The organism is Streptomyces tanashiensis (genome assembly GCF_014648895.1).
Classification (GTDB): domain Bacteria; phylum Actinomycetota; class Actinomycetes; order Streptomycetales; family Streptomycetaceae; genus Streptomyces; species Streptomyces tanashiensis.
The window spans coordinates 43,152-61,956 of record NZ_BMRZ01000008.1 but is presented as its reverse complement, the minus strand read 5'-3'; the positions used below and the strand labels follow the sequence as shown (position 1 = coordinate 61,956).

Annotated in this window: 15 protein-coding genes and 3 pseudogenes; 8 read left to right on the top strand and 10 right to left on the bottom strand. The window is 72.9% G+C overall.

Translation table 11 applies throughout. The annotated features are described in order from the left end of the window. Positions 1–206: 206 nt before the first annotated feature. Both IE237_RS23500 and IE237_RS23495 read left to right on the top strand, forming a co-directional pair. Positions 207–1,019, top strand: a complete 813-nt coding sequence (locus IE237_RS23500; protein WP_189804075.1) for an SAM-dependent methyltransferase — start codon at positions 207–209, stop codon at positions 1,017–1,019. Continuing rightward, positions 1,016–3,181 (top strand): putative bifunctional diguanylate cyclase/phosphodiesterase, encoded by a 2,166-nt coding sequence (locus IE237_RS23495; RefSeq protein WP_189804074.1) that lies wholly within the window; start codon positions 1,016–1,018, stop codon positions 3,179–3,181. Before IE237_RS23500 ends, IE237_RS23495 begins: the two co-directional genes overlap by 4 nt. 353 nt (positions 3,182–3,534) lie before the next feature. On the opposite strand, the gene IE237_RS23490 is transcribed toward IE237_RS23495, so the two are convergent. Together IE237_RS23490 and IE237_RS23485 are read right to left on the bottom strand one after the other, a co-directional pair. Further along, a complete protein-coding gene (locus tag IE237_RS23490) occupies positions 3,535–3,969 on the bottom strand; it encodes a hypothetical protein (protein ID WP_189804073.1) in 435 nt (144 codons plus the stop codon). A 109-nt stretch (positions 3,970–4,078) separates the two neighbouring features. Continuing rightward, positions 4,079–4,966, bottom strand: a complete 888-nt coding sequence (locus tag IE237_RS23485) for a LysR family transcriptional regulator (protein WP_189804072.1) — start codon at positions 4,964–4,966, stop codon at positions 4,079–4,081. 96 nt (positions 4,967–5,062) lie between these two features. Here IE237_RS23485 and IE237_RS23480 point away from each other — a divergent pair, with 96 nt between their 5' ends. From IE237_RS23480 to melC2, 5 genes are all read left to right on the top strand, one after another. Beyond that, complete coding sequence (locus IE237_RS23480; RefSeq protein ID WP_189804071.1) at positions 5,063–5,788, top strand: succinate dehydrogenase; 726 nt, start codon at positions 5,063–5,065, stop codon at positions 5,786–5,788. Between the two features lies 1 nt (position 5,789). Continuing rightward, positions 5,790–7,730, top strand: a complete 1,941-nt coding sequence (locus IE237_RS23475; protein WP_189804070.1) for a fumarate reductase/succinate dehydrogenase flavoprotein subunit — start codon at positions 5,790–5,792, stop codon at positions 7,728–7,730. Beyond that, positions 7,727–8,476: a succinate dehydrogenase/fumarate reductase iron-sulfur subunit gene (locus IE237_RS23470; RefSeq protein ID WP_189804069.1), complete on the top strand. Its 750-nt coding sequence runs from the start codon at positions 7,727–7,729 to the stop codon at positions 8,474–8,476. Before IE237_RS23475 ends, IE237_RS23470 begins: the two co-directional genes overlap by 4 nt. A gap of 328 nt (positions 8,477–8,804) precedes the next feature. Further along, positions 8,805–9,185, top strand: coding sequence for an apotyrosinase chaperone MelC1 (gene melC1, locus IE237_RS23465; RefSeq protein WP_189804068.1), 381 nt, complete (start codon positions 8,805–8,807; stop codon positions 9,183–9,185). Positions 9,186–9,206: 21 nt separating this feature from the next. Beyond that, positions 9,207–10,034 (top strand): tyrosinase MelC2, encoded by an 828-nt coding sequence (melC2, locus tag IE237_RS23460; protein ID WP_189804067.1) that lies wholly within the window; start codon positions 9,207–9,209, stop codon positions 10,032–10,034. Between the two features lie 14 nt (positions 10,035–10,048). Here the strand turns inward: melC2 and IE237_RS23455 are convergent, their stop codons facing one another. From IE237_RS23455 to cseB, 6 genes and pseudogenes are all read right to left on the bottom strand, one after another. Then, the gene (locus tag IE237_RS23455; protein WP_189804066.1) at positions 10,049–12,418 is read right to left on the bottom strand and encodes an ATP-binding cassette domain-containing protein; all 2,370 of its coding nucleotides are present in this window, start codon (positions 12,416–12,418) and stop codon (positions 10,049–10,051) included. An 83-nt stretch (positions 12,419–12,501) separates the two neighbouring features. Next, positions 12,502–13,041: pseudogene (locus IE237_RS23450) on the bottom strand (LLM class oxidoreductase); the annotation flags it as partial. 265 nt (positions 13,042–13,306) lie between these two features. Continuing rightward, positions 13,307–14,395, bottom strand: coding sequence for an endonuclease/exonuclease/phosphatase family protein (locus tag IE237_RS23445; RefSeq protein WP_189804065.1), 1,089 nt, complete (start codon positions 14,393–14,395; stop codon positions 13,307–13,309). Next, the gene (locus tag IE237_RS23440) at positions 14,392–15,345 is read right to left on the bottom strand and encodes a D-alanyl-D-alanine carboxypeptidase family protein (protein ID WP_229842845.1); all 954 of its coding nucleotides are present in this window, start codon (positions 15,343–15,345) and stop codon (positions 14,392–14,394) included. Before IE237_RS23440 ends, IE237_RS23445 begins: the two co-directional genes overlap by 4 nt. 437 nt (positions 15,346–15,782) lie before the next feature. After that, positions 15,783–17,042: an ATP-binding protein gene (locus IE237_RS23435; RefSeq protein WP_229842844.1), complete on the bottom strand. Its 1,260-nt coding sequence runs from the start codon at positions 17,040–17,042 to the stop codon at positions 15,783–15,785. Further along, positions 17,039–17,761: a two-component system response regulator CseB gene (gene cseB, locus IE237_RS23430; protein WP_370468250.1), complete on the bottom strand. Its 723-nt coding sequence runs from the start codon at positions 17,759–17,761 to the stop codon at positions 17,039–17,041. The genes IE237_RS23435 and cseB overlap by 4 nt, the downstream gene beginning before the upstream one ends. 243 nt (positions 17,762–18,004) lie before the next feature. On the opposite strand from cseB, the gene IE237_RS23425 reads away from it, so the two are divergent. Next, positions 18,005–18,151: a hypothetical protein gene (locus IE237_RS23425; protein WP_189804063.1), complete on the top strand. Its 147-nt coding sequence runs from the start codon at positions 18,005–18,007 to the stop codon at positions 18,149–18,151. A gap of 198 nt (positions 18,152–18,349) precedes the next feature. Here IE237_RS23425 and IE237_RS23420 read toward each other — a convergent pair. Both IE237_RS23420 and IE237_RS23415 read right to left on the bottom strand, forming a co-directional pair. Beyond that, positions 18,350–18,505 (bottom strand): annotated as a pseudogene (locus IE237_RS23420) (thioredoxin-disulfide reductase); the annotation flags it as partial. A gap of 142 nt (positions 18,506–18,647) precedes the next feature. Further along, positions 18,648–18,788, bottom strand: a pseudogene (locus IE237_RS23415) (LLM class flavin-dependent oxidoreductase); the annotation flags it as partial. Positions 18,789–18,805: the final 17 nt, after the last annotated feature.

Here is an 18,805-nt window from a genome sequence, read left to right as displayed (position 1 = left end):
CCGACGCACGATCATATGCACGTGAATTTGCACAGCCTGAAGGCGTGAACTCTGCGTTCCAAGAGCACGTGCCAATGGCGTGTGACCAAGAACGGACCGCGAATTTCCGTTTCTACTCGCTCTCCCGGCGGGCGATCAGTAGCCTCACCTCGAACACCGGCCGCGAACACATGGCCGCATCCCGTGGCGACTTGTTGGAGACATTGATGGAGCGTCCCGCCTGGGCTCCGCCCGGTATCGACATTTCGGTACCGAGCGTGTCCCGTATGTACGACTTCTATCTGGGCGGCTCGCACAATTTCGAGGTGGACCGGGAAGCGGCGCGCAAGGCCATGGAGTTCATGCCGGGCCTGCCCAAGATCATGCAGGCGAACCGTGCCTTCATGCGGCGCGCCGTCCGCCACGCCGTTGACAACGACGTCACCCAGTTCCTCGACATCGGCTCCGGCATACCCACCTTCGGCAACGTGCACGAGGTCGCCCGGGCGGCCGACCCCGCCGCCCGGGTCGTCTACGTCGACCACGACCCCGTCGCCGTGGCCCACAGCCGCGCCGTCCTGGAGGGAGACGACAGCGCGGCCGTCGTCGCCGCCGACCTGCGCAAGCCGGCCGACATCCTGTACGGCCCCGAGGTGACCCGACTCCTCGACCTGGACCGGCCGGTGGCCCTGCTCCTCGTCGCCGTGCTGCACTTCCTGGAGGACCAGGACCGGCCCTACGAGGCCGTCGCCGAACTCATCGAGGCCCTCGCCCCCGGCAGCCTCGTCGTCCTCACCCACGCCTCGTACGAGGGCATCCCGCTCTCCGAGGAGCAGGCCGGCGGCACCGTCGGGGTCTACCGCAACATCCGCAACCCCCTGGTGATGCGGTCGAGCGGTGAGATCACCCGCTTCTTCGAGGGCACCGAACTGGTCGAGCCCGGACTCGTCCCGATGCCGCTCTGGCGGCCGGACAGTCCGGCCGAGGAGGAGGATCCGTACGCCTTCTCCGGGTTCGCAGGGGTGGGGCGCAAGGCGTGAAGGTCCCGTCGCAGCCGTCCGGCGCCGTCGCCGAAGCGGACGGCCCGGAGGACAGACTCAGGCGGTTCGTCACCATCTGGAGCCGCGCGATCTTCCCGGTGACGGCCACCTCGCTGACCCGCACCGAGTTCGAGGGGCATCTGCTGCCGCTGGCCCGCACCCTGTGCGACGCCCTGCACGCCCGCCCCTTCGACACGGCACCGGCCCAGCGCACCGGCGCGGCCCTCGTCGCCGCCCACTGCACCGACCCGGACGCGCTCGGCCGCAGCCTCGGCGTCGTCGACTCGTACCTGGTGCTCTACTGCGGTGCGGAGTCGGACCTCGCGGCCGAGGAACTGCGCGCCCGCTGCTCCCGGCTCCAGCACGCCATGGCCGCCGGCTACGCCCAGGCCCTGCGCGAGCGGACCCGCGCCGAGCAGGAGGCGATCGCCCGCTCCGCGCTGGCCGCCCGCAGCGCCGCCGAGATCGCCCTGCACGCCACCGAGAGCCGCTTCCGCGCGGTCTTCGACGGGGCGGCGATCGGCATCGGCATCGCCGACCTCGAAGGCAACGTCCTGGAGGTCAACGAGACCCTCACCCGCATGTTCGGCGGGATGGAGGGCCAGGTGCGCAGCCGGAACGTCAGCGAGTGGGTCCACCCGGAGGACGGGCCCCACGTCTGGAAGCTGTACGAGGAGCTGGTCCGCGGCGAGCGCGAGCACTACCGCGTCGAGAAGCCGTACTACCGGGGTGACGGAACGGTTCTGTGGACCAACCTCACCGTCTCGCTCCTCCGGGACGCCGAGGGCCGCCCCCAGTACCAGCTGGCCCTCATGGAGGACACCACCGAACGGCGCCTGCTCCACCTGCGCCTGCGGTACGAGGCCACCCACGACGCGCTCACCGGACTGCCCAACCGGACCCTGTTCTTCGAACGCCTGGAGAAGGCCCTCGCCCCCGGCGAGAACGCCCGCTTCGGCCTCTGCTACCTCGACCTCGACGGCTTCAAGGTCATCAACGACAGCCTCGGGCACTCCACCGGCGACCGGCTGCTCGTCGAGGTCGCCGACCGGCTGCAGAGCTGCGTCACCGGAGCGGGCGAGATGGTGGCCCGGCTCGGCGGCGACGAGTTCGTCGCCCTCACCACCGCCCCCGGCGGGGAACGGGACGTCACCGAACTCGCCGACCGCATCCTCGCCGCCCTCGCCACCCCCCTCCGCATCGAAGGCCGCGAACTCACCGTGCGCGGCAGCCTCGGCGTGGTCGAGGGCCCGGCGGGGGAGCGGACCCCGGCCGAGGTGCTCCGCAGCGCCGACATCACGATGTACCGGGCCAAGTCGGCGGGCGGCAACCGCTTCGAACTCGCCGACCCGGAGGCCGACGCCCGCGCCATCACCAGGCACGGGCTCACCACGGCCCTGCCGACGGCCCTGGAGCGCGGCGAGTTCTTCATCGAGTACCAGCCGCTCGTCCACCTCGACGACGGCAGCGTGCACGGCGCCGAGGCCCTCGTCCGGTGGTGCCACCCGCAGCACGGGGTGCTCGGCCCCGACCGCTTCATCCCGCTCGCCGAGGACACCGGCCTCATCGTGCCGCTCGGCCGCTGGGTGCTCCAGGAGGCCGTGCGCCAGGCCCGTTTCTGGCAGACCCGGCACTCCGACGGCGGCCCGCTGCGGATCAACGTCAACCTCTCCCCGACGCAGCTCCACCATCCGCGCCTGGTCGCCGACACCGTCGACGTCCTGGAGCGGTCGGGGCTCGAACCGGGCGCACTCTGCCTGGAGGTCACCGAGTCGGCCCTGATCGGCGCCGACGAGGACCTGCTGAAGCCGCTGCGGCAGCTCGCCGAGATGGGCGTGGACATCGCCCTCGACGACTTCGGCACCGGCTACTCGAACCTGGCGAATCTGCGGCGCCTGCCGGTGAGCGTCCTGAAGCTCGACCGCTCCTTCACCCGGGGCATGCAGCAGCACCCGGTGGACCCGGTCGACCTCAAGATCGTCGAGGGGATCGTCTCGCTGGCGCACAGCCTGGAACTCGCCGTCACGGTCGAGGGCGTGGAGACGGGGGCGCAGGCGCGGCAGCTCCGTGACCTCGGCTGCGACACGGCCCAGGGCTGGTACTACGCCCGCCCGGGCGCCCCGGACCGCATCCACTCCCTCCTCCTGGCGGACGCGGTGTAGCCACCGTCCGGCGGCCCGGGCGGGACGGCGCCCACCGCCGTGTGCTCCCGCGCCTTGGGCGGGACGGCGCCACTGCCGTGTGGGCAATTGTCCCGCAGGGCGGGACGGGTGGGCGCACGGGACGGCGCCCTCCAGCGGCGCCTCCGCGTTCCGCGCCTGGACCCGCACCCCCGTGACGGCGCACCGGGGTGCGGGTCAAGGCGCGGGAGCCTCTGGCGCCGGCAAGGGCGCCGTTCCGTTGTGCCCACCCGTTCCGCCCTGGGGGCACCTCCCGGACGAAGTCTGGGGGAGGAACGACTGCCCACAACGGGGGGGCACCGCCCCAGCGGAACGACTGCCCACAACGGTGGTGGTCAGAGCGTGGCGAGGGTCAGGACCACCGTGTCGCCGCCCGTCGCCACCGACACCGACGTCTTGTCCGACGTGGCCGTGAAGATGCCGGCGACATCCACCACCTGGTACCCGGCGTCCTCGAGCGCCGCGCGGTACGCGCCGACGGCGGCCTTCGGGTCGGCGGCGCCGAAGGTCAGGACGTAGGCGCCCTTCCCGCCGGTCACCGAGGTCAGCTCTCCGGAGGGGAGCGGCAGGCCCGCGGGCAGGTCGTCGGGCTTCTTCACCCCGCCGGTGACGGGCGGTGCGTCCGGCGTCGTCGGGGCCGGGGCCGGGGCGGTCGCGGAGGAGGCGCCCTTCGCGTCACCGGCGTCGGACCCGCAGGCGGTCAGCCCGAGCAGGCCGACGGCGACGGCCGCGGCGACGGCGACGAGCGAAGTGGTGCGGTTCCAGGGCATGGTGACGTCCCATCGGTGAGGGCGGGTGAGATCGTTCCTTCCGACGGGGAGACTGGCACAGGGCGCCTCTCCTTGAGAAGGCGCCGATCGCATCGCAGCGCCCGGCGCGTCACACGCGCCGGCGGGTGGCCATGAGCAGCCTCTGGAGCTCCCGGGCCGCCCGCGGCGGGGCCACGTCGCTGCGGTGGGCGAGCGCGATGGTGCGGCGCAGGCCCGGCCGGGCGAGGGCCGTCACCCGGAGGTCGCGGCCCGCGCGGCCCGCGACCATCGCCGGGACGACCGCGAGCCCGAGCCCGGCCCGTACAAAACCGAGCACGGCGTCCAGCTCCCCGCCCTCCACGGTGAACGTGGGCTCGAAGCCCTCCGCCCGGCATGCCGCCACGGTCAGTTCCCGCAGGTCGTAGCCGTGCCGGAACATCACGAGCGGCTGGTCCCGCAGATCCTTGATGCGCACCGGCCTGCGGGGCGCCGGCTCCGAGGCGGCGGAGACCACCACCAGGTCCTCCCGGAGCAGCTCGACCGTCGTCAGGGCGGGTGACGGGGTCGGCAGCGGCAGCACCACGAGGGCGAGGTCGAGCGCCCCGCGCGCCAGCTCCCGTACGAGATCGTGCGAGCCGCCCTCCTCGATCAGGAGCTCGATCCCGGGGTGCAGGTCGTGGAAGGACCGCAGCACGTCCGGGAGGAGTCCCGTGCACAGGCTCGGCGTCGCGCCGAGCCGCACCCGGCCCCGCTTGAGCTGGGCCAGCTCCTGCACCTCCAGGCGGGCCGTCTCGGTGTCGGCGAGGATCCGGCGCGCGAGCGGCAGCAGGGCCTCGCCCGCGTCGGTGAGGGTGATGTTCCCCCGGGCCCGGCTGAACAGCTCCGCGCCCAGCTCCTGCTCCAGGGCCTTGATCTGCTGGGAGAGCGAGGGCTGCGAGACGTGGACGCGCTCGGCGGCCCGGGTGAAGTGACGGGTCTCGGCCACGGCGACGAAGTAGAGGAGCTGCTGGAACTGCATGGTCCCAGCGTAGAGGACGTGAATAGGTTCAGCCTATCGAGATCAGCCAGACCATGTCTTGGACCTCTTGGGCCCTTCGGCCCTAGCGTCGGGAACATGGCTCTGGCACCCACGAGGGAGCGGACGGCCGCCCGCCCGCCTTCCCCCACACCGTCCCGCGGATTCTGGTCGTCGACCCTCGGCAAGAAGACGGTCATGGCCGTCAGCGGTCTGATCATGCTCGGCTACCTCGTCGCGCACGTCGCCGGCAACCTGAAGGTCTTCTTCGGCCCCGAGGAGTTCAACGCCTACGGCCACTGGCTGCGGGTCATGGGCGCCCCCGTCCTGCACCACGAGTGGGCCCTCTGGCTCGTCCGGATCGTGCTCCTCGCCGCCGTCGTCGCCCACGCCGTCTCCGCGTACCAGCTCAGCCGGCGCGACATCAAGGCCCGCCCGACCGCGTACGTCCACCGCCGCAAGCGCTCCTCGTACGCCACCCGCACCATGCGCTGGGGCGGGATCATCCTCGCCCTCTTCATCGTCTGGCACGTGCTCGACCTGACCACCGGGACCGTCCACCCCGGCGGCTTCGAGGAGGGCAAGCCCTACCAGAACGTCGTGGACACCTTCTCCACCTGGTACGGCAACGTCGTCTACATCGTCGCCATGCTCGCCCTCGGCCTCCACGTCCGCCACGGCTTCTGGAGCGCCGCCCAGACCCTGGGCGTCGGCAGCGCCCGCCGCGAACGCCTCCTCAAGGTGCTCGCCAACGCCCTCGCGCTCGTCCTGACCGCGGGCTTCGTCTCCGTCCCCCTCGCCGTCATGACCGGAGTGGTGAGCTGACATGAGCTACCCCGACTACACCACCGGTGAGCCGATCACCGACACCAAGGCTCCCGCCGGGCCCATCGCCGACCGCTGGGACACCCGCCGCTTCGAGGCCAGGCTGGTCAACCCCGCCAACCGCCGCAAGCACCGGATCATCGTCGTCGGCACCGGCCTCGCCGGCGGATCCGCCGGCGCCACCCTCGCCGAACAGGGCTACCAGGTCGTCCAGTTCTGCTTCCAGGACTCCCCGCGCCGCGCCCACTCGATCGCCGCCCAGGGCGGCATCAACGCCGCCAAGAACTACCGCAACGACGGCGACTCGATCCACCGCCTCTTCTACGACACCGTCAAGGGCGGCGACTTCCGGGCCCGCGAGTCCAACGTCCACCGGCTCGCCCAGATCTCCGTCGAGATCATCGACCAGTGCGTCGCCCAGGGCGTCCCCTTCGCCCGCGAGTACGGCGGCCTCCTCGACACCCGCTCCTTCGGCGGCGTCCAGGTCTCCCGCACCTTCTACGCCCGCGGCCAGACCGGCCAGCAGCTCCTGCTCGGCGCCTACCAGGCGCTCTCCCGGCAGATCGCCGCCGGCAACGTCGAGATGCACGCCCGTACGGAGATGCTCGATCTGATCGTCGTCGACGGGCGGGCCCGCGGCATCGTCGCCCGCGACCTGATCACCGGAGAGGTCTCCACCCACTACGCCGACGCGGTGGTCCTCGCCAGCGGTGGCTACGGCAACGTCTTCTACCTGTCGACGAACGCCATGAACTCCAACGCCACCGCCGTCTGGCGGGCCCACCGGCGCGGCGCGTACTTCGCCAACCCCTGCTTCACCCAGATCCACCCCACCTGCATCCCGCGCACCGGCGACCACCAGTCCAAGCTGACCCTGATGAGCGAGTCGCTGCGCAACGACGGCCGCATCTGGGTGCCGAGGTCCAAGGGCGACACGCGGCCCGCCGCCGACATCCCCGAGGACGAGCGCGACTACTACCTGGAGCGGATCTACCCCTCCTTCGGCAACCTCGTCCCCCGCGACATCGCCTCCCGCGCCGCGAAGAACGTCTGCGACGAGGGCAGGGGAGTGGGCCCGGGCGGCCAGGGCGTCTACCTGGACTTCGCCGACGCGATCCGCCGGATGGGCCGGGCGAAGGTCGAGGAGAAGTACGGCAACCTCTTCGACATGTACGCGCGGATCACCGCCGAGAACCCGTACGAGGTCCCCATGCGGATCTACCCCGCCGTCCACTACACGATGGGCGGGCTCTGGGTCGACTACGACCTCCAGACCACGGTCCCGGGCCTCTTCGCCATCGGCGAGGCCAACTTCTCCGACCACGGGGCCAACCGGCTCGGCGCCTCCGCCCTCATGCAGGGTCTCGCGGACGGCTACTTCGTCCTGCCGGCGACCATCAACGACTACCTGGCCCGCCACCCGTCCAGCGAACCCCTCGACGACGACCACCCGGTGGTCCGCGAGGTCCTCGCCGAGACCGAGGACCGCCTCCACCTCCTCCTCTCCGTCGACGGCGACCGCACCCCCGACTCCTTCCACCGCGAACTCGGCGAACTCATGTGGGAGTACTGCGGGATGGCGCGCACCGAGGAGGGCCTGACCAAGGCCCTGCGCCGCATCCCCGAGATCCGCGAGGAGTTCTGGAGCCGCATCAAGGTCCCCGGCACCGGCGAGGAGTTCAACCAGTCGCTGGAGAAGGCCAACCGGATCGTCGACTACCTGGAGCTCGCCGAGCTCATGTGCCTCGACGCGCTCCACCGCGCCGAGTCCTGCGGCGGCCACTTCCGGGAGGAGTCCCAGACCCCGGACGGCGAAGCGGCCCGCCGCGACGAGGAGTTCGCGTACGCGGCGGCCTGGGAGTTCAGCGGCGCCGCCCCCGTCCTCCACAAGGAGGACCTCACCTTCGAGTACGTCCACCCCACCCAGCGGAGCTACGCATGAGGCTCAACCTGCGCGTCTGGCGCCAGAAGAACGCCGGCACCGAGGGCGCCATGGCCACCTACGAGGTGGACGGGGTCTCTCCCGACATGTCGTTCCTGGAGATGCTCGACACCCTCAACGAGGACCTCATCCTGCGCGGTGAGGACCCCGTGGCCTTCGACCACGACTGCCGCGAGGGCATCTGCGGCGCGTGCAGCCTCGTCATCGACGGCGAGGCGCACGGCCCCGAGCGCACCACGACCTGCCAGCTCCACATGCGTTCCTTCCGGGACGGCGACACCATCGACGTCGAGCCCTGGCGCGCGTCCGCGTTCCCGGTGGTCAAGGACCTGGTGGTGGACCGCTCCGCCTTCGACCGCGTCATCCAGGCCGGCGGCTACATCTCCGCCCCCACCGGGTCCGCCCCCGAGGCCCACGCCACCCCCGTACCCAAGGCCGACGCGGACTCCGCCTTCGAGCACGCCGAATGCATCGGCTGCGGCGCCTGCGTGGCCGCCTGCCCCAACGGCTCCGCCATGCTCTTCACCTCCGCCAAGATCAACCACCTCAACGTCCTGCCCCAGGGCTCCCCCGAGCGCGAGACCCGCGTCCTCGACATGGTGGCGCAGATGGACGCCGAGGGCTTCGGCGGCTGCACGCTGACGGGCGAGTGCGCCACGGCCTGCCCGAAGGGCATCCCGCTGCCGTCGATCGCGGCGATGAACAAGGAGTGGCTGCGGGCACTCCGCAAGGCCCCCCGGGGCTGACCGGATCCGGACAGTCTGGCGGCGTGGGCTCCGCCACACCGCGCGCCCCGGAACCGAAGATCATTCACAAAAGGATCACTTTCTCCGTAGGATCTTCGCTCCGGGGTGCTCCTGTCCCGCGCGACAGCAAGATCAACTCCGTTCAAACCTGTACTTATCGTGGCATCTTGTCCACTTCGCAGCCAACCGGCCCCCGATGATTTCCGGCGCGCCGACACCCCCGGGTACTGATGAGAACCGCCGGGGGGGGCATGACCGAACCCCCCGGTGAGAACCGCCGGGGGGACATGACCGAACCCCCCGGTCGCACAGACCATTTGGGGGTTTCATGTCCAGCATCACCCGCCGCCGGGCCCTCGGCGTCGCCGCCGGCGCGGCAGGCGCCGCCGCGGGCCTCGCCCTGGCCGGCCAGGCCGTCGCCGCTCCCCGGGCCGCCGCTCCCGCGGCCGCCCCGGCCTCGTTCGACGAGGTCTACCAGGGCCGCCGCATCAAGGGCGGGCCCTCGGGCGGCGGCCACCACGGGGGACACCACGGAGGCGGCTACTCCGTGACGATCGACGGCGAGGAACTGCACGTCATGCAGAACGCCGACGGCACCTGGATCAGCGTGATCAACCACTACGAGCCGGTGGCCACGCCCAAGGCGGTGGCCCGCGCGGCCGTCCGCGAACTCCAGGGCGCCCCGCTCGTTCCCCTCACCCTCGCCTGACCGATCCAGGAGCGCACCACCATGACCGTACGCAAGAACCAGGCCACCCTCACCGCCGACGAGAAGCGGCGCTTCGTCAACGCCCTCCTGGAGCTCAAGCGCTCCGGGCAGTACGACACCTTCGTCACCACGCACAACGCGTTCATCATGAGCGACACCGACAACGGCGACCGCGTCGGCCACCGCTCGCCGTCGTTCCTGCCCTGGCACCGCCGCTTCCTCATACAGTTCGAGCAGGCCCTGCAGTCCGTCGACGCCACCGTCACCCTGCCGTACTGGGACTGGACCGCCGACCGCACCTCCCGCTCCTCGCTGTGGGCGCCCGACTTCCTCGGCGGGACCGGCCGGGCCCGGGACGGCCAGGTGACGGACGGCCCGTTCGCCCGCACCGGGAACCGCTGGACGATCAACGTCCGCGTCGACGGGCGCGACTACCTCCGCCGCGACCTGGGCGCCGGCGGCCGCCAGCTGCCCACCCGCGCCGAGGTGGACTCCGTGCTCGCCATGGAGACCTACGACATGGCCCCCTGGAACAGCTCGTCGGACGGCTTCCGCAACCACCTGGAGGGCTGGCGCGGGGTGAACCTCCACAACCGCGTCCACGTCTGGGTCGGCGGCCAGATGGCCACCGGAGTCTCCCCGAACGACCCCGTGTTCTGGATGCACCACGCCTTCGTGGACAAGCTGTGGGCCGACTGGCAGGCCCGCCACCCCCGGTCGACGTACCTGCCGGCCGCCGGCACCGCGAACGTCGTCGACCTCGGCGACACCATGCGTCCGTGGAACGACGTGACTCCGGCGGACATGCTGGACCACACCCGCCACTACACGTTCGACACCGCGGCCTGATCGCGGGGGAGCGGTCAGCGCCGCTCGCCGAACCCCAGGGCCCGGGCCAGGTACGGCGCGGTGCGGCTCTCCGCCGCCCGCGCCACCCGGTCCGGGGGACCCGCCGCCACCACCCGGCCGCCCTCGTCGCCGCCGCCGGGACCCAGGTCGACGACCCAGTCGGCGGTGGCGACGACGTCCATGTCGTGCTCGACGACGACCACCGAGTGCCCGGCGTCCACGAGGCCGTGGAGCTGGCGCATCAGGACCTCCACGTCGGCCGGGTGCAGGCCGGTCGTCGGCTCGTCCAGCACGTAGAGCGTGGGGGCGCCGCGCGGCCGCTGGAGCTCCGAGGCGAGCTTGATGCGCTGCGCCTCGCCGCCGGACAGCTCGGTGGCGGGCTGCCCGAGCCGCAGATACCCGAGTCCCACGTCGAGGAGGGCGCGCAGGCTCCGTGCCGCCGCGGGGGTGTCGTCGAAGAACGCCGCCGCCGACTCGACGGTCAGGTCGAGCACCTCGGCGATGCTGAGGCCGCGCAGCCGCACCTGCAGGGTCTCGGGGTTGTAGCGGGCGCCGCGGCAGTCGGGGCAGGGGGAGTACGTACTGGGCAGGAAGAGCAGTTCCACCGAGACGAAGCCCTCGCCCTGGCAGGTCTCGCAGCGGCCACCGGGCACGTTGAAGGAGAACCGGCCCGCCTTGTACCCGCGCGCCCGGGCCTCCTCGGTGTCCGTGAACAGCTTGCGCACGACGTCGAAGAGGCCCGTGTACGTGGCGAGGTTGGAGCGCGGCGTCCGGCCGATCGGCCGCTGGTCCACCGCCACCAGGCGTGCCACGCCCGCCACCTCCTCGGTCAGCGCGTCGACGAGGGTGGACTTCCCGGAGCCCGAGACGCCGGTGACGGCGGTGAGGACGCCGACCGGGAAGGCCGTGTCCACCGCCCGCAGGTTGTGCCGGGTGACCGGGCCCGGCCGCAGCCAGCCCGCCGGTTCCCGTACGGCCCGCGCGGGCGCCGGTGCCCGGTCGAAGAGGAACCGCCGGGTCGCGGACGCCTCGACGCCGGCCAGCTCCTCCGGCGGCCCGCTGTGCAGCACCCGCCCGCCGTGCACACCGGCGCGCGGCCCGACGTCCACGAGCCAGTCGGCGTGCCGTACGACATCGAGGTGGTGCTCGACGACGAAGACCGAGTTCCCGGCCGCCTTGAGCCGGTCGAGGACGACGAGCAGCGCCTCGGTGTCCGCGGGATGCAGCCCGGCGGAGGGCTCGTCGAGGACGTACACCACGCCGAAGAGGCCGGAGCGCAGCTGCGTGGCGAGCCGCAGCCGCTGGAGCTCGCCGTTGGAGAGGGTGGGGGTGGCGCGGTCCAGGCTGAGATACCCGAGCCCGAGTTCGGTGACCGTGCCGATCCGCGCGACGAGGTCCTCGGTGAGGACCCGAGCCGTCTCCGCGGGTTCCGCCGCCGTCGCCGCGGCCGTCGAGAGAAGAGCGGACAGGGCCGTGAGCGGCAGCGCGGCGAGCTCGGCGACGTTCCGGCCGGCGAAGGTGACCGCGAGCGCCTCGGGCCGCAGCCGGCCGCCGCCGCAGGCCGGGCAGGGCGCGCTGGTGAGGAAGCGCTCCGCCTTCGTGCGCAGGGACGGGCTCTTCGAGTCGGAGAAGGTGCGCAGCACATAGCGGCGCGCGCTCATGTACGTACCCTGGTAAGGGCGTTGGATACGGCCCGCCTCCCGCACCGGGTGCACGGTGACGACCGGCTGCTCGTCCGTGAAGAGGATCCACTCCCGGTCCTTCGCGTCGAGCTCCCGCCACGGCCGGTCGACGTCGTACCCCAGGGTGTCGAGGACGTCCCGGAGGTTCTTCCCCTGCCAGGCGCCCGGCCAGGCGGCGATCGCACCCTGACGGATCGACAGATCCGGGTCGGGGACCAGGAGTTCCTCGCTGGTGTCGTGGATCAGCCCGAGGCCGTGACACGAAGGGCACGCGCCCGCGGCCGTGTTGGGGGAGAAGGCGTCGGAGTCGAGCCGCTCCGCACCCGCCGGATAGCGCCCGGCCCGCGAGAACAGCATCCGCAGGGAGTTGGAGAGAGTGGTCACCGTCCCCACGGAGGAGCGGGCGTTCGGGGACGACCGGCGCTGCTCCAGCGAGACCGCCGGCGGCAGCCCGGTGATCTCACCGACCGCGGGCGCCCCCACCTGGTGGATCAGCCGCCGCGCGTACGGGGCCACCGACTCGAAGTAGCGGCGCTGGGCCTCGGCGTAGATCGTCCCGAAGGCCAGCGACGACTTGCCGGAACCGGAGACCCCGGTGAACGCGACGAGCGCGTCACGCGGGATGTCGACGTCGACCCCGGCGAGATTGTGCTCACGGGCACCGCGGACGCGGACGTACGGATCGTGGGGGGAGTCTTGCATGGGGCGACCTTATCGAATGGTCCGCGTTTGCCCCGATGGGTCCCCCGGGGTCGCGACGACCCCGGCGGACACGGGCGGATGCGTCAGGGGATCCGCGGCGTCAGACCGACGGCCCGGGCGAGCCGGCGGTACGACTCGCTCGGCGCCGCCCGGTCGTACGTGCTCGTGGTGACCAGCACCTCCTGCGCCCCGGTCTCCTTCACCGCTCGCTGCAGCGCTTCGGCCACCTGCTCCTCCGTGCCGTGCACATGCCCTTCGAGCCCCGCCTCGTACAGGCCGCGCTGCTTCTCCGTCATCGGCAGGACCCCGATCCGTTCGGGCGCGGCGAGCGCCGGGAAGACGCCGCGGGTCCGCGAGTACGCGAGCGACCAGGCCTCCGGGATCAGCAGCCGCCGCGCCTCCGCCTCGGCGGCGGCCACCGCGACCGTCCCCGCGACGACCACGTACGGCTCGGCCGCCCAGGGGGACGGGCGGAACGAGGCGCGGTACGTGTCGACGGCGTTCAGCAGCCTGTCCCGGCCGCGCAGGTCACCGATCACCAGGGGCAGCCCGGCCGCCGCGGCGATCCCGGCGCCCTCCCCGGTCGCGAGCACGAAGGGCGGCACCCGCAGGCCCTCGGCGGGTAGGCCTTGTCCGCGGCCACCGCCGTGGGGCGGGTGCGTGGCCGGCCGAGTGAGCCGGGACCCGGATTCGGCCGAGTACCGTTGGAACGGCGGGCTGCCCCTGGGGCGGGTGAACTCCCGCTGCTGCGGGGCGATGCGCGGCGCCTGGGGGGCTCGGCGACGAGGGCACGGTCGTATGCCGTGTCCGCAACCTCCCAGCGCTCAGCGAGGACAAGAGCGGTCGCCGCTTCGCCCCACCTCGCACCCAACGACCACCCACCCATCATCAGGGAGCGGGGTCCGGGGAGAGGTGGATCCGGGCCGCTACCGGAAGGTGGTCGCTGGCCGTCGCGGGGAGGGTCCATGCCGAAGCGGCCCGGACGCCCCCGAGAAGGATCTGGTCGATCCGGACGGCCGGCAGGCGCGCCGGCCAGGTGAAGCCGAAGCCCGCGCCCGCCGCGGCCTGTGCTGAGGCAAGACGGTCGGTGAGGGGCCGCAGTGCGCGGTCGTCGGTGGAGCCGTTGAGGTCGCCCATGACGACGACGCGCCGGACGGGCTCGGCCCGTACCTCCGCCGCAAGCAGGCCCAGCGCCTCGTCGCGCGCCCCGGCGGTGAATCCGGCCGGGCCCACGCGGACGGACGGCAGGTGGGCGACGTACACGGCCAGTCGCCCGCCGGGCGCGTCCACCGTGGCCCGCATCGCCCGCGTCCACGGCATGATCGGCACGGCCCGCGCGTCCCTCAGCGGATGGACGCTCCACAGGCCCACCGTGCCCTGGTAGAAGTGGTACGGGTAGGCCTCCGCGAGGGCCTGCTCGTAGGCGGGCGCCGTGGCCGGACTCAGCTCCTCCAGCGCCAGTACGTCCGCCCCGGCGGCGAGCAGGCTTCGCACGGTTCCCTCGGGGTCGGGGTTGGCCTGGTTGACGTTGTGGCTGACCAGCGTGAGGTCCCCGCCGGGGGACGTCTTGTCGGCGAGGGCCCCGCCGAAGACCGCCAGCCAGGCCGCCGCCGGCACCACGAGGGCCACCGCCGCCGCCACCCGCGCCCGCCGCAGCAGGGCCGCGGCCACCAGCACGGGCACGGCCAGTGCGCTCCAGGGCAGCAGGGTCTCGGCCAGACTGCTCAGCCGTCCGGGCAGCCTGGGGAGCAGCCCGTGGCCCGCGACGCCCACCGCGAGGAGGACGGAGCAGCCCGTGACCGCCACCCCGCGGCGTCGCCACCATCGTCGGCGCGCCCCGGCGTCCGCCGCGCGGTCCGAGGCCCCGGGGGCGCGGTCCGGGCCGACCGTCGTGCCGCCCGCCCCGGTGGAGGGAAGGGACCGTGCCGCCGTGCCGTCCGGCGCCGCGGCGGGGTCCGGGCGTGTCGTCGCGGTCATCGTCCCCGGCCCTCCGTTCCGGCGGCGGCCAGCCGGTCGCGGACGGCGGTGAGCAGGCCGCGGCTGGCGTCGACTGCGGCGCGGAGCCCCTCGGCGGGCGTCGTGTTCGCCCGCTGGTGCAGGACGGCGCCCACCAGCAGCCGGGGCGTACCGCCGACGCGCACCTCGCAGGCCCACAGGAGGTTCCCGCCCGCCGGGGTGCTGGAGCCGGTCTTGACGCCGAGAACGCCCGGGGTGTCCAGCAGGGGATTGGTGTTGGTGATCGTCCCGAGGCCGGGGACGGTGGTCTCGCGGGTGGCCACGATCTCCCGGAAGACCGGGTGCTCCATCGCGGCCCGCGTCAGCCTCACCTGGTCGGCCGCGGTGCTCGTGGTCGTCGGCTCGATGCCGCTCGCCCCCGTGTAGACCGTGTCCTTCATGCCGAGCCGTCCGGCGGCGCGCCGCATCTTCGCCACGAAGGCCGCCTGGCTGCCGGAGTCCCAGCGGGCCAGCAGACGGGCGACGTTGTTTCCGGAGGGGATCAGGAGCAGTTCCAGCAGCCGGCGCTGGGAGTAGCGTTCGCCAGGCCGTACAGGGACGGTCGACTCGCCGCCGACCCCCGCCTCGTACGCGGCCGTCCGATCCACTTCGATCAGGGGACCTCCCTCGTCAGGCCGCAGCGGGTGCTCCTTGAGGATGACGTAGGCGGTCATCACCTTCGTCAGGCTCGCGATCGGTACTGGCCGATGCCCGCCCCGCTCGCCCAGCGAACCGGTCCCTTCGAGCTCGACGGCGCTCTGGCCGTCCTGCGGCCACGGGAGCGGGCCGACATCGGAAACCGGCAGTCGCTCGTCACCCGTCATCGGAGGCGCACCGGAGGGCGAGGCTACGGCGATGCCCAGGGCCGTCAGCAGGGCCAGGGAAAGGGCACCGCTGACGAGGCGATGACGGGGGGTACGGGGAAGGGACACGGGCCGCCTCCAGGGGCTGCGGTACGGGATCGGTACGGCAGCAAGACTCCGGGGACGAGGTCTCCGCCCCACGGTCGGGAGAGCTCGGCCCGCGCTCGGGAACCCATCGGTCGTGTATCAACGGGGCGGCGGCGAGCGGACGCGCGCTGGCCGGCGAGTTCGACGCATCGGCGGGGTGTGGCGGCGGCCCGGCCGGGCGACGCGGAGCGAGTGCCCGAGGGCGGGAACGTCCGACAGGCGACCGGCCCGGGACGGCGAGGGTCGTTCGCCGGCAGGCAGACCGTCCCGGTACGGCCGGGCCACCGGCCGGTGCGCCGTCCCGGGAACGGGGCCGGCCCCGACAGGCGGAGCTCCCGGGGACGCCGAATCGTGCCTCGACGGGCAGGCCGTCCCGGTACCGCCGGGCCACCCGCCGGCGGGCCGTCCCAGGGATGGGGTCACACCTCGGAAGGTGGCCCGTCCTGGGGCAGGCTCAGGGTCGCGACCGCCCCTCCGTCCGGGGCGTTGGCGAAGTCCAGGGTCGCCCCGATCACCCTCGCCTGGCCGGACGCGATCGTCAGGCCCAGGCCGTGCCCGTGCCCCCGCTCGGCCGAGCCCGTACGGAACCGCTGGGGGCCGTGGGACAGCAGGTCGGCCGGGAAGCCGGGGCCGTGGTCCCGGACCGTCACCGTCCGGCCGGCGACGGCGATTTCCACCCGGCCTGCGCCGTGCCGGTGGGCGTTGACGACGAGGTTGGAGACGATACGGTCCAGGCGCCGGGGGTCCGACTCGACCACTGCCGCCTCCCGTTCGGTCACCCGCGCCGCGAGGCCCGTCCGCGCCACCGAGTCCCGGACGAGGGCGGCCAGGTCGACCGGTCCCGGCTGGGACGTCTCGGCGCCCGCGTCGAGCCGGGAGATCTCGAGGAGGTCCTCCACCAGGTCGCGCAGCACCCGCACCCGACTCTGGACCATGTCCGTCACCTCGCCCTCGGGCAGCAGTTCCGCCGACGTGACCAGGCCCATCAGCGGGGTGCGCAGCTCGTGTGCGACGTCGGCGGTGAAGCGCTGCTCGGTGTCGATCCGCTGCTGGAGGCTGTCGGCCATCGAGTCGACCACGGCCGAGATCTCGGCGACCTCGTCGCCCCCGCGGACCGTCCCCGTCCGGGCGTCGAGGTCGCCCGCCGTGATGCGGCGGGCCGTGCGGGCCACCCGGCGCAGCCGCCGGGCGGGGAGCTCCGTCGCCAGGGCCGTGGCGGGGACGACGACGCCCAGCGTGAGCAGCGAGTACTTCCACATGTGACGGTCCAAGGCCTGCCGGGTCAGCAGGTCGGCGGTCATGTCGACCTCGACCGCGTACAACTTCCCGCCCTCCCGCCGGGCCGCCCAGAAGACGGGGGCCGGGGGCTCGTTCTCGTAGAGTGTGGCCTCGCCGCCGTGCTCGACCTGCCTCAGCAGGGCCTCGGGCAGCTCCCCGGGGGACACCCGGGGCCCGTCCTCACCTGCGACCGTGGCGTCCTCCAAGGCTGTCGCCAGCGCCACGTGGGCCCTGCCCGCGCCCTCGTGCATGGACCGCCGCAGCACCGAGTCGTGCACCAGCACGCCGACCGTCAGCGCCATCGAAGCACAGGCCAGCGCCGCCAGGAGGACGATCTTCCAGCGCAGCGAGCGGAAGTGCGGCACCAGGCCCCTGTCCGCTCCCCGGGGACCCCCGCTCACCGCTTCCACTTGTAGCCGAAGCCCCGGACCGTCTCGACGTGCTCGGCGCCGATCTTCTTGCGCAGTCGCTGCACGCACAGGTCGACGACCCGGGTGTCGCCGTCCCAGCCGTAGTCCCACACTTCGCGCAGCAGGGTCTGACGGTCCAGCACGATCCCGGGGTGCGCGGCGAATTCGAGCAGAAGCCGCAGCTCGGTGGGGGCGAGAGCGATCCGCTCGCCGCCCCTGCGGACCTCCAGGGCCGCAGGGTCGAGGGAGAGGTCGCCGAAGACCAGCGGGCCGGCCGGCTCCGCGGGGCCGGCCGGTTCGGCTACCGGGGGCACGAAGGCGGCCCGGCGCAGCAGCGAACGGATCCGCGCCACCAGGACAGGGGTGTCGACGGGCTTGACCACGTAGTCGTCGGCCCCGGCCTCCAGGCCGGACACCACGTCGAGGGCGTCGCCGCGCGCCGACATCATCAGGATCGGGTCCGTGGCCGTCTCCCGGATGCGCCGGCACAGCCCGATGCCGTCCAGGCCCGGCAGCATCACGTCGAGCAGCAGCAGGTCGTGCCGCCCCTCCCGGAAGAGTTCGAGCCCGGTCAGTCCGTCGGCCGCGACGAGCACGCGGTAGCCGTAGCGCTCCAGGGCCATCGCGACGGACCGCCGGATCACCTCGTCGTCCTCGACGAGCAGGACCGTCACGGGCGCGGGCGCGGGCGCCGACACGGAATCAGACATGTACATCCCTCGGGCACGGGACGGGACAGGTCCTCCATCATGCCTCACCCTCACGCACCTCCGGCACGGCCGGAGGGCCGTCGGCACGCCTCCGACCTGGGCTGATACACGCCTGATACACCACCGCGCGGTGGCCGACACACATCCGAGCGGGTGCGGACACGGAGGCGGCGAGCCTGACACCGGTGGCGCGGCAGCCGCTCCGACGCAACCGGGAAGGCGTCGCCCAGGCTCTATTCGGAGATGGCCGCCGAGGACCGGCGGCTCAGCCTCATGGGCTACGACATCTACCGCTTCGGCGGCCACGAGCTTGCTCGCCCAGATGCTTCCGCCATGCTGCACACGTTCTTCGGCGAGTTGCTCTCACGGCACAAGCGGCTTGGCGCTTGAAGCAGTTCGCGCTGCGGAGGCAGTGCCTTCGTCTGGGGGAGTGCTCGACGTGCGCGACGCTGGCGGCCAGCGGCGCGCTCGGCCATCCGGCCGGCTTCGAAGCGACCTCGGCTGTGATGCGGAGGCCGCGTGGAAGAGCCGGGGCCGTACGTCGGTGGCGTGAACGCTGGCCCCCACCCGCGGGTGGGGGCCAGTCAGTCAGGCGTCGACCTGTGCCATGTCGACGTTGGTGCTGCTGTCGCTGAGGGCGGCGAGGTAGCGCTCGGCGTCGAGGGGCGTTGCGCAGCCGGAGCCGGCTGTGGTGATGGCTTGGCGGTAGGTGTGGTCGACGACGACGACGACGACGTCGCCGGCGCGAGGACCCCGGGGCGGTGCTTGATGGTGCTCACGAGGGCGCGGCCTTGGTTTGAAGCGGTCGCATGGCGGCTGGCGGCCGGTAGGGAGGTCTAGTGGCTCTGACCTGCAAGGTATCTCGCTAGCAGGGTGCACGGTGCGCCCAGAAGCGGTGGTAGCCGAGGGCCTCCACCTCCCGCGCGAGGCGCGCGGTGTCGCGCAGCGCCTGAGGAGCGTCCTCGCCCTCCCGGGTGCGGGAGCGGTCGAGGACGGAGAAGCGGATGCCATCGGGGCAGGTGCTCACGGAGGCTTCAACGCGCT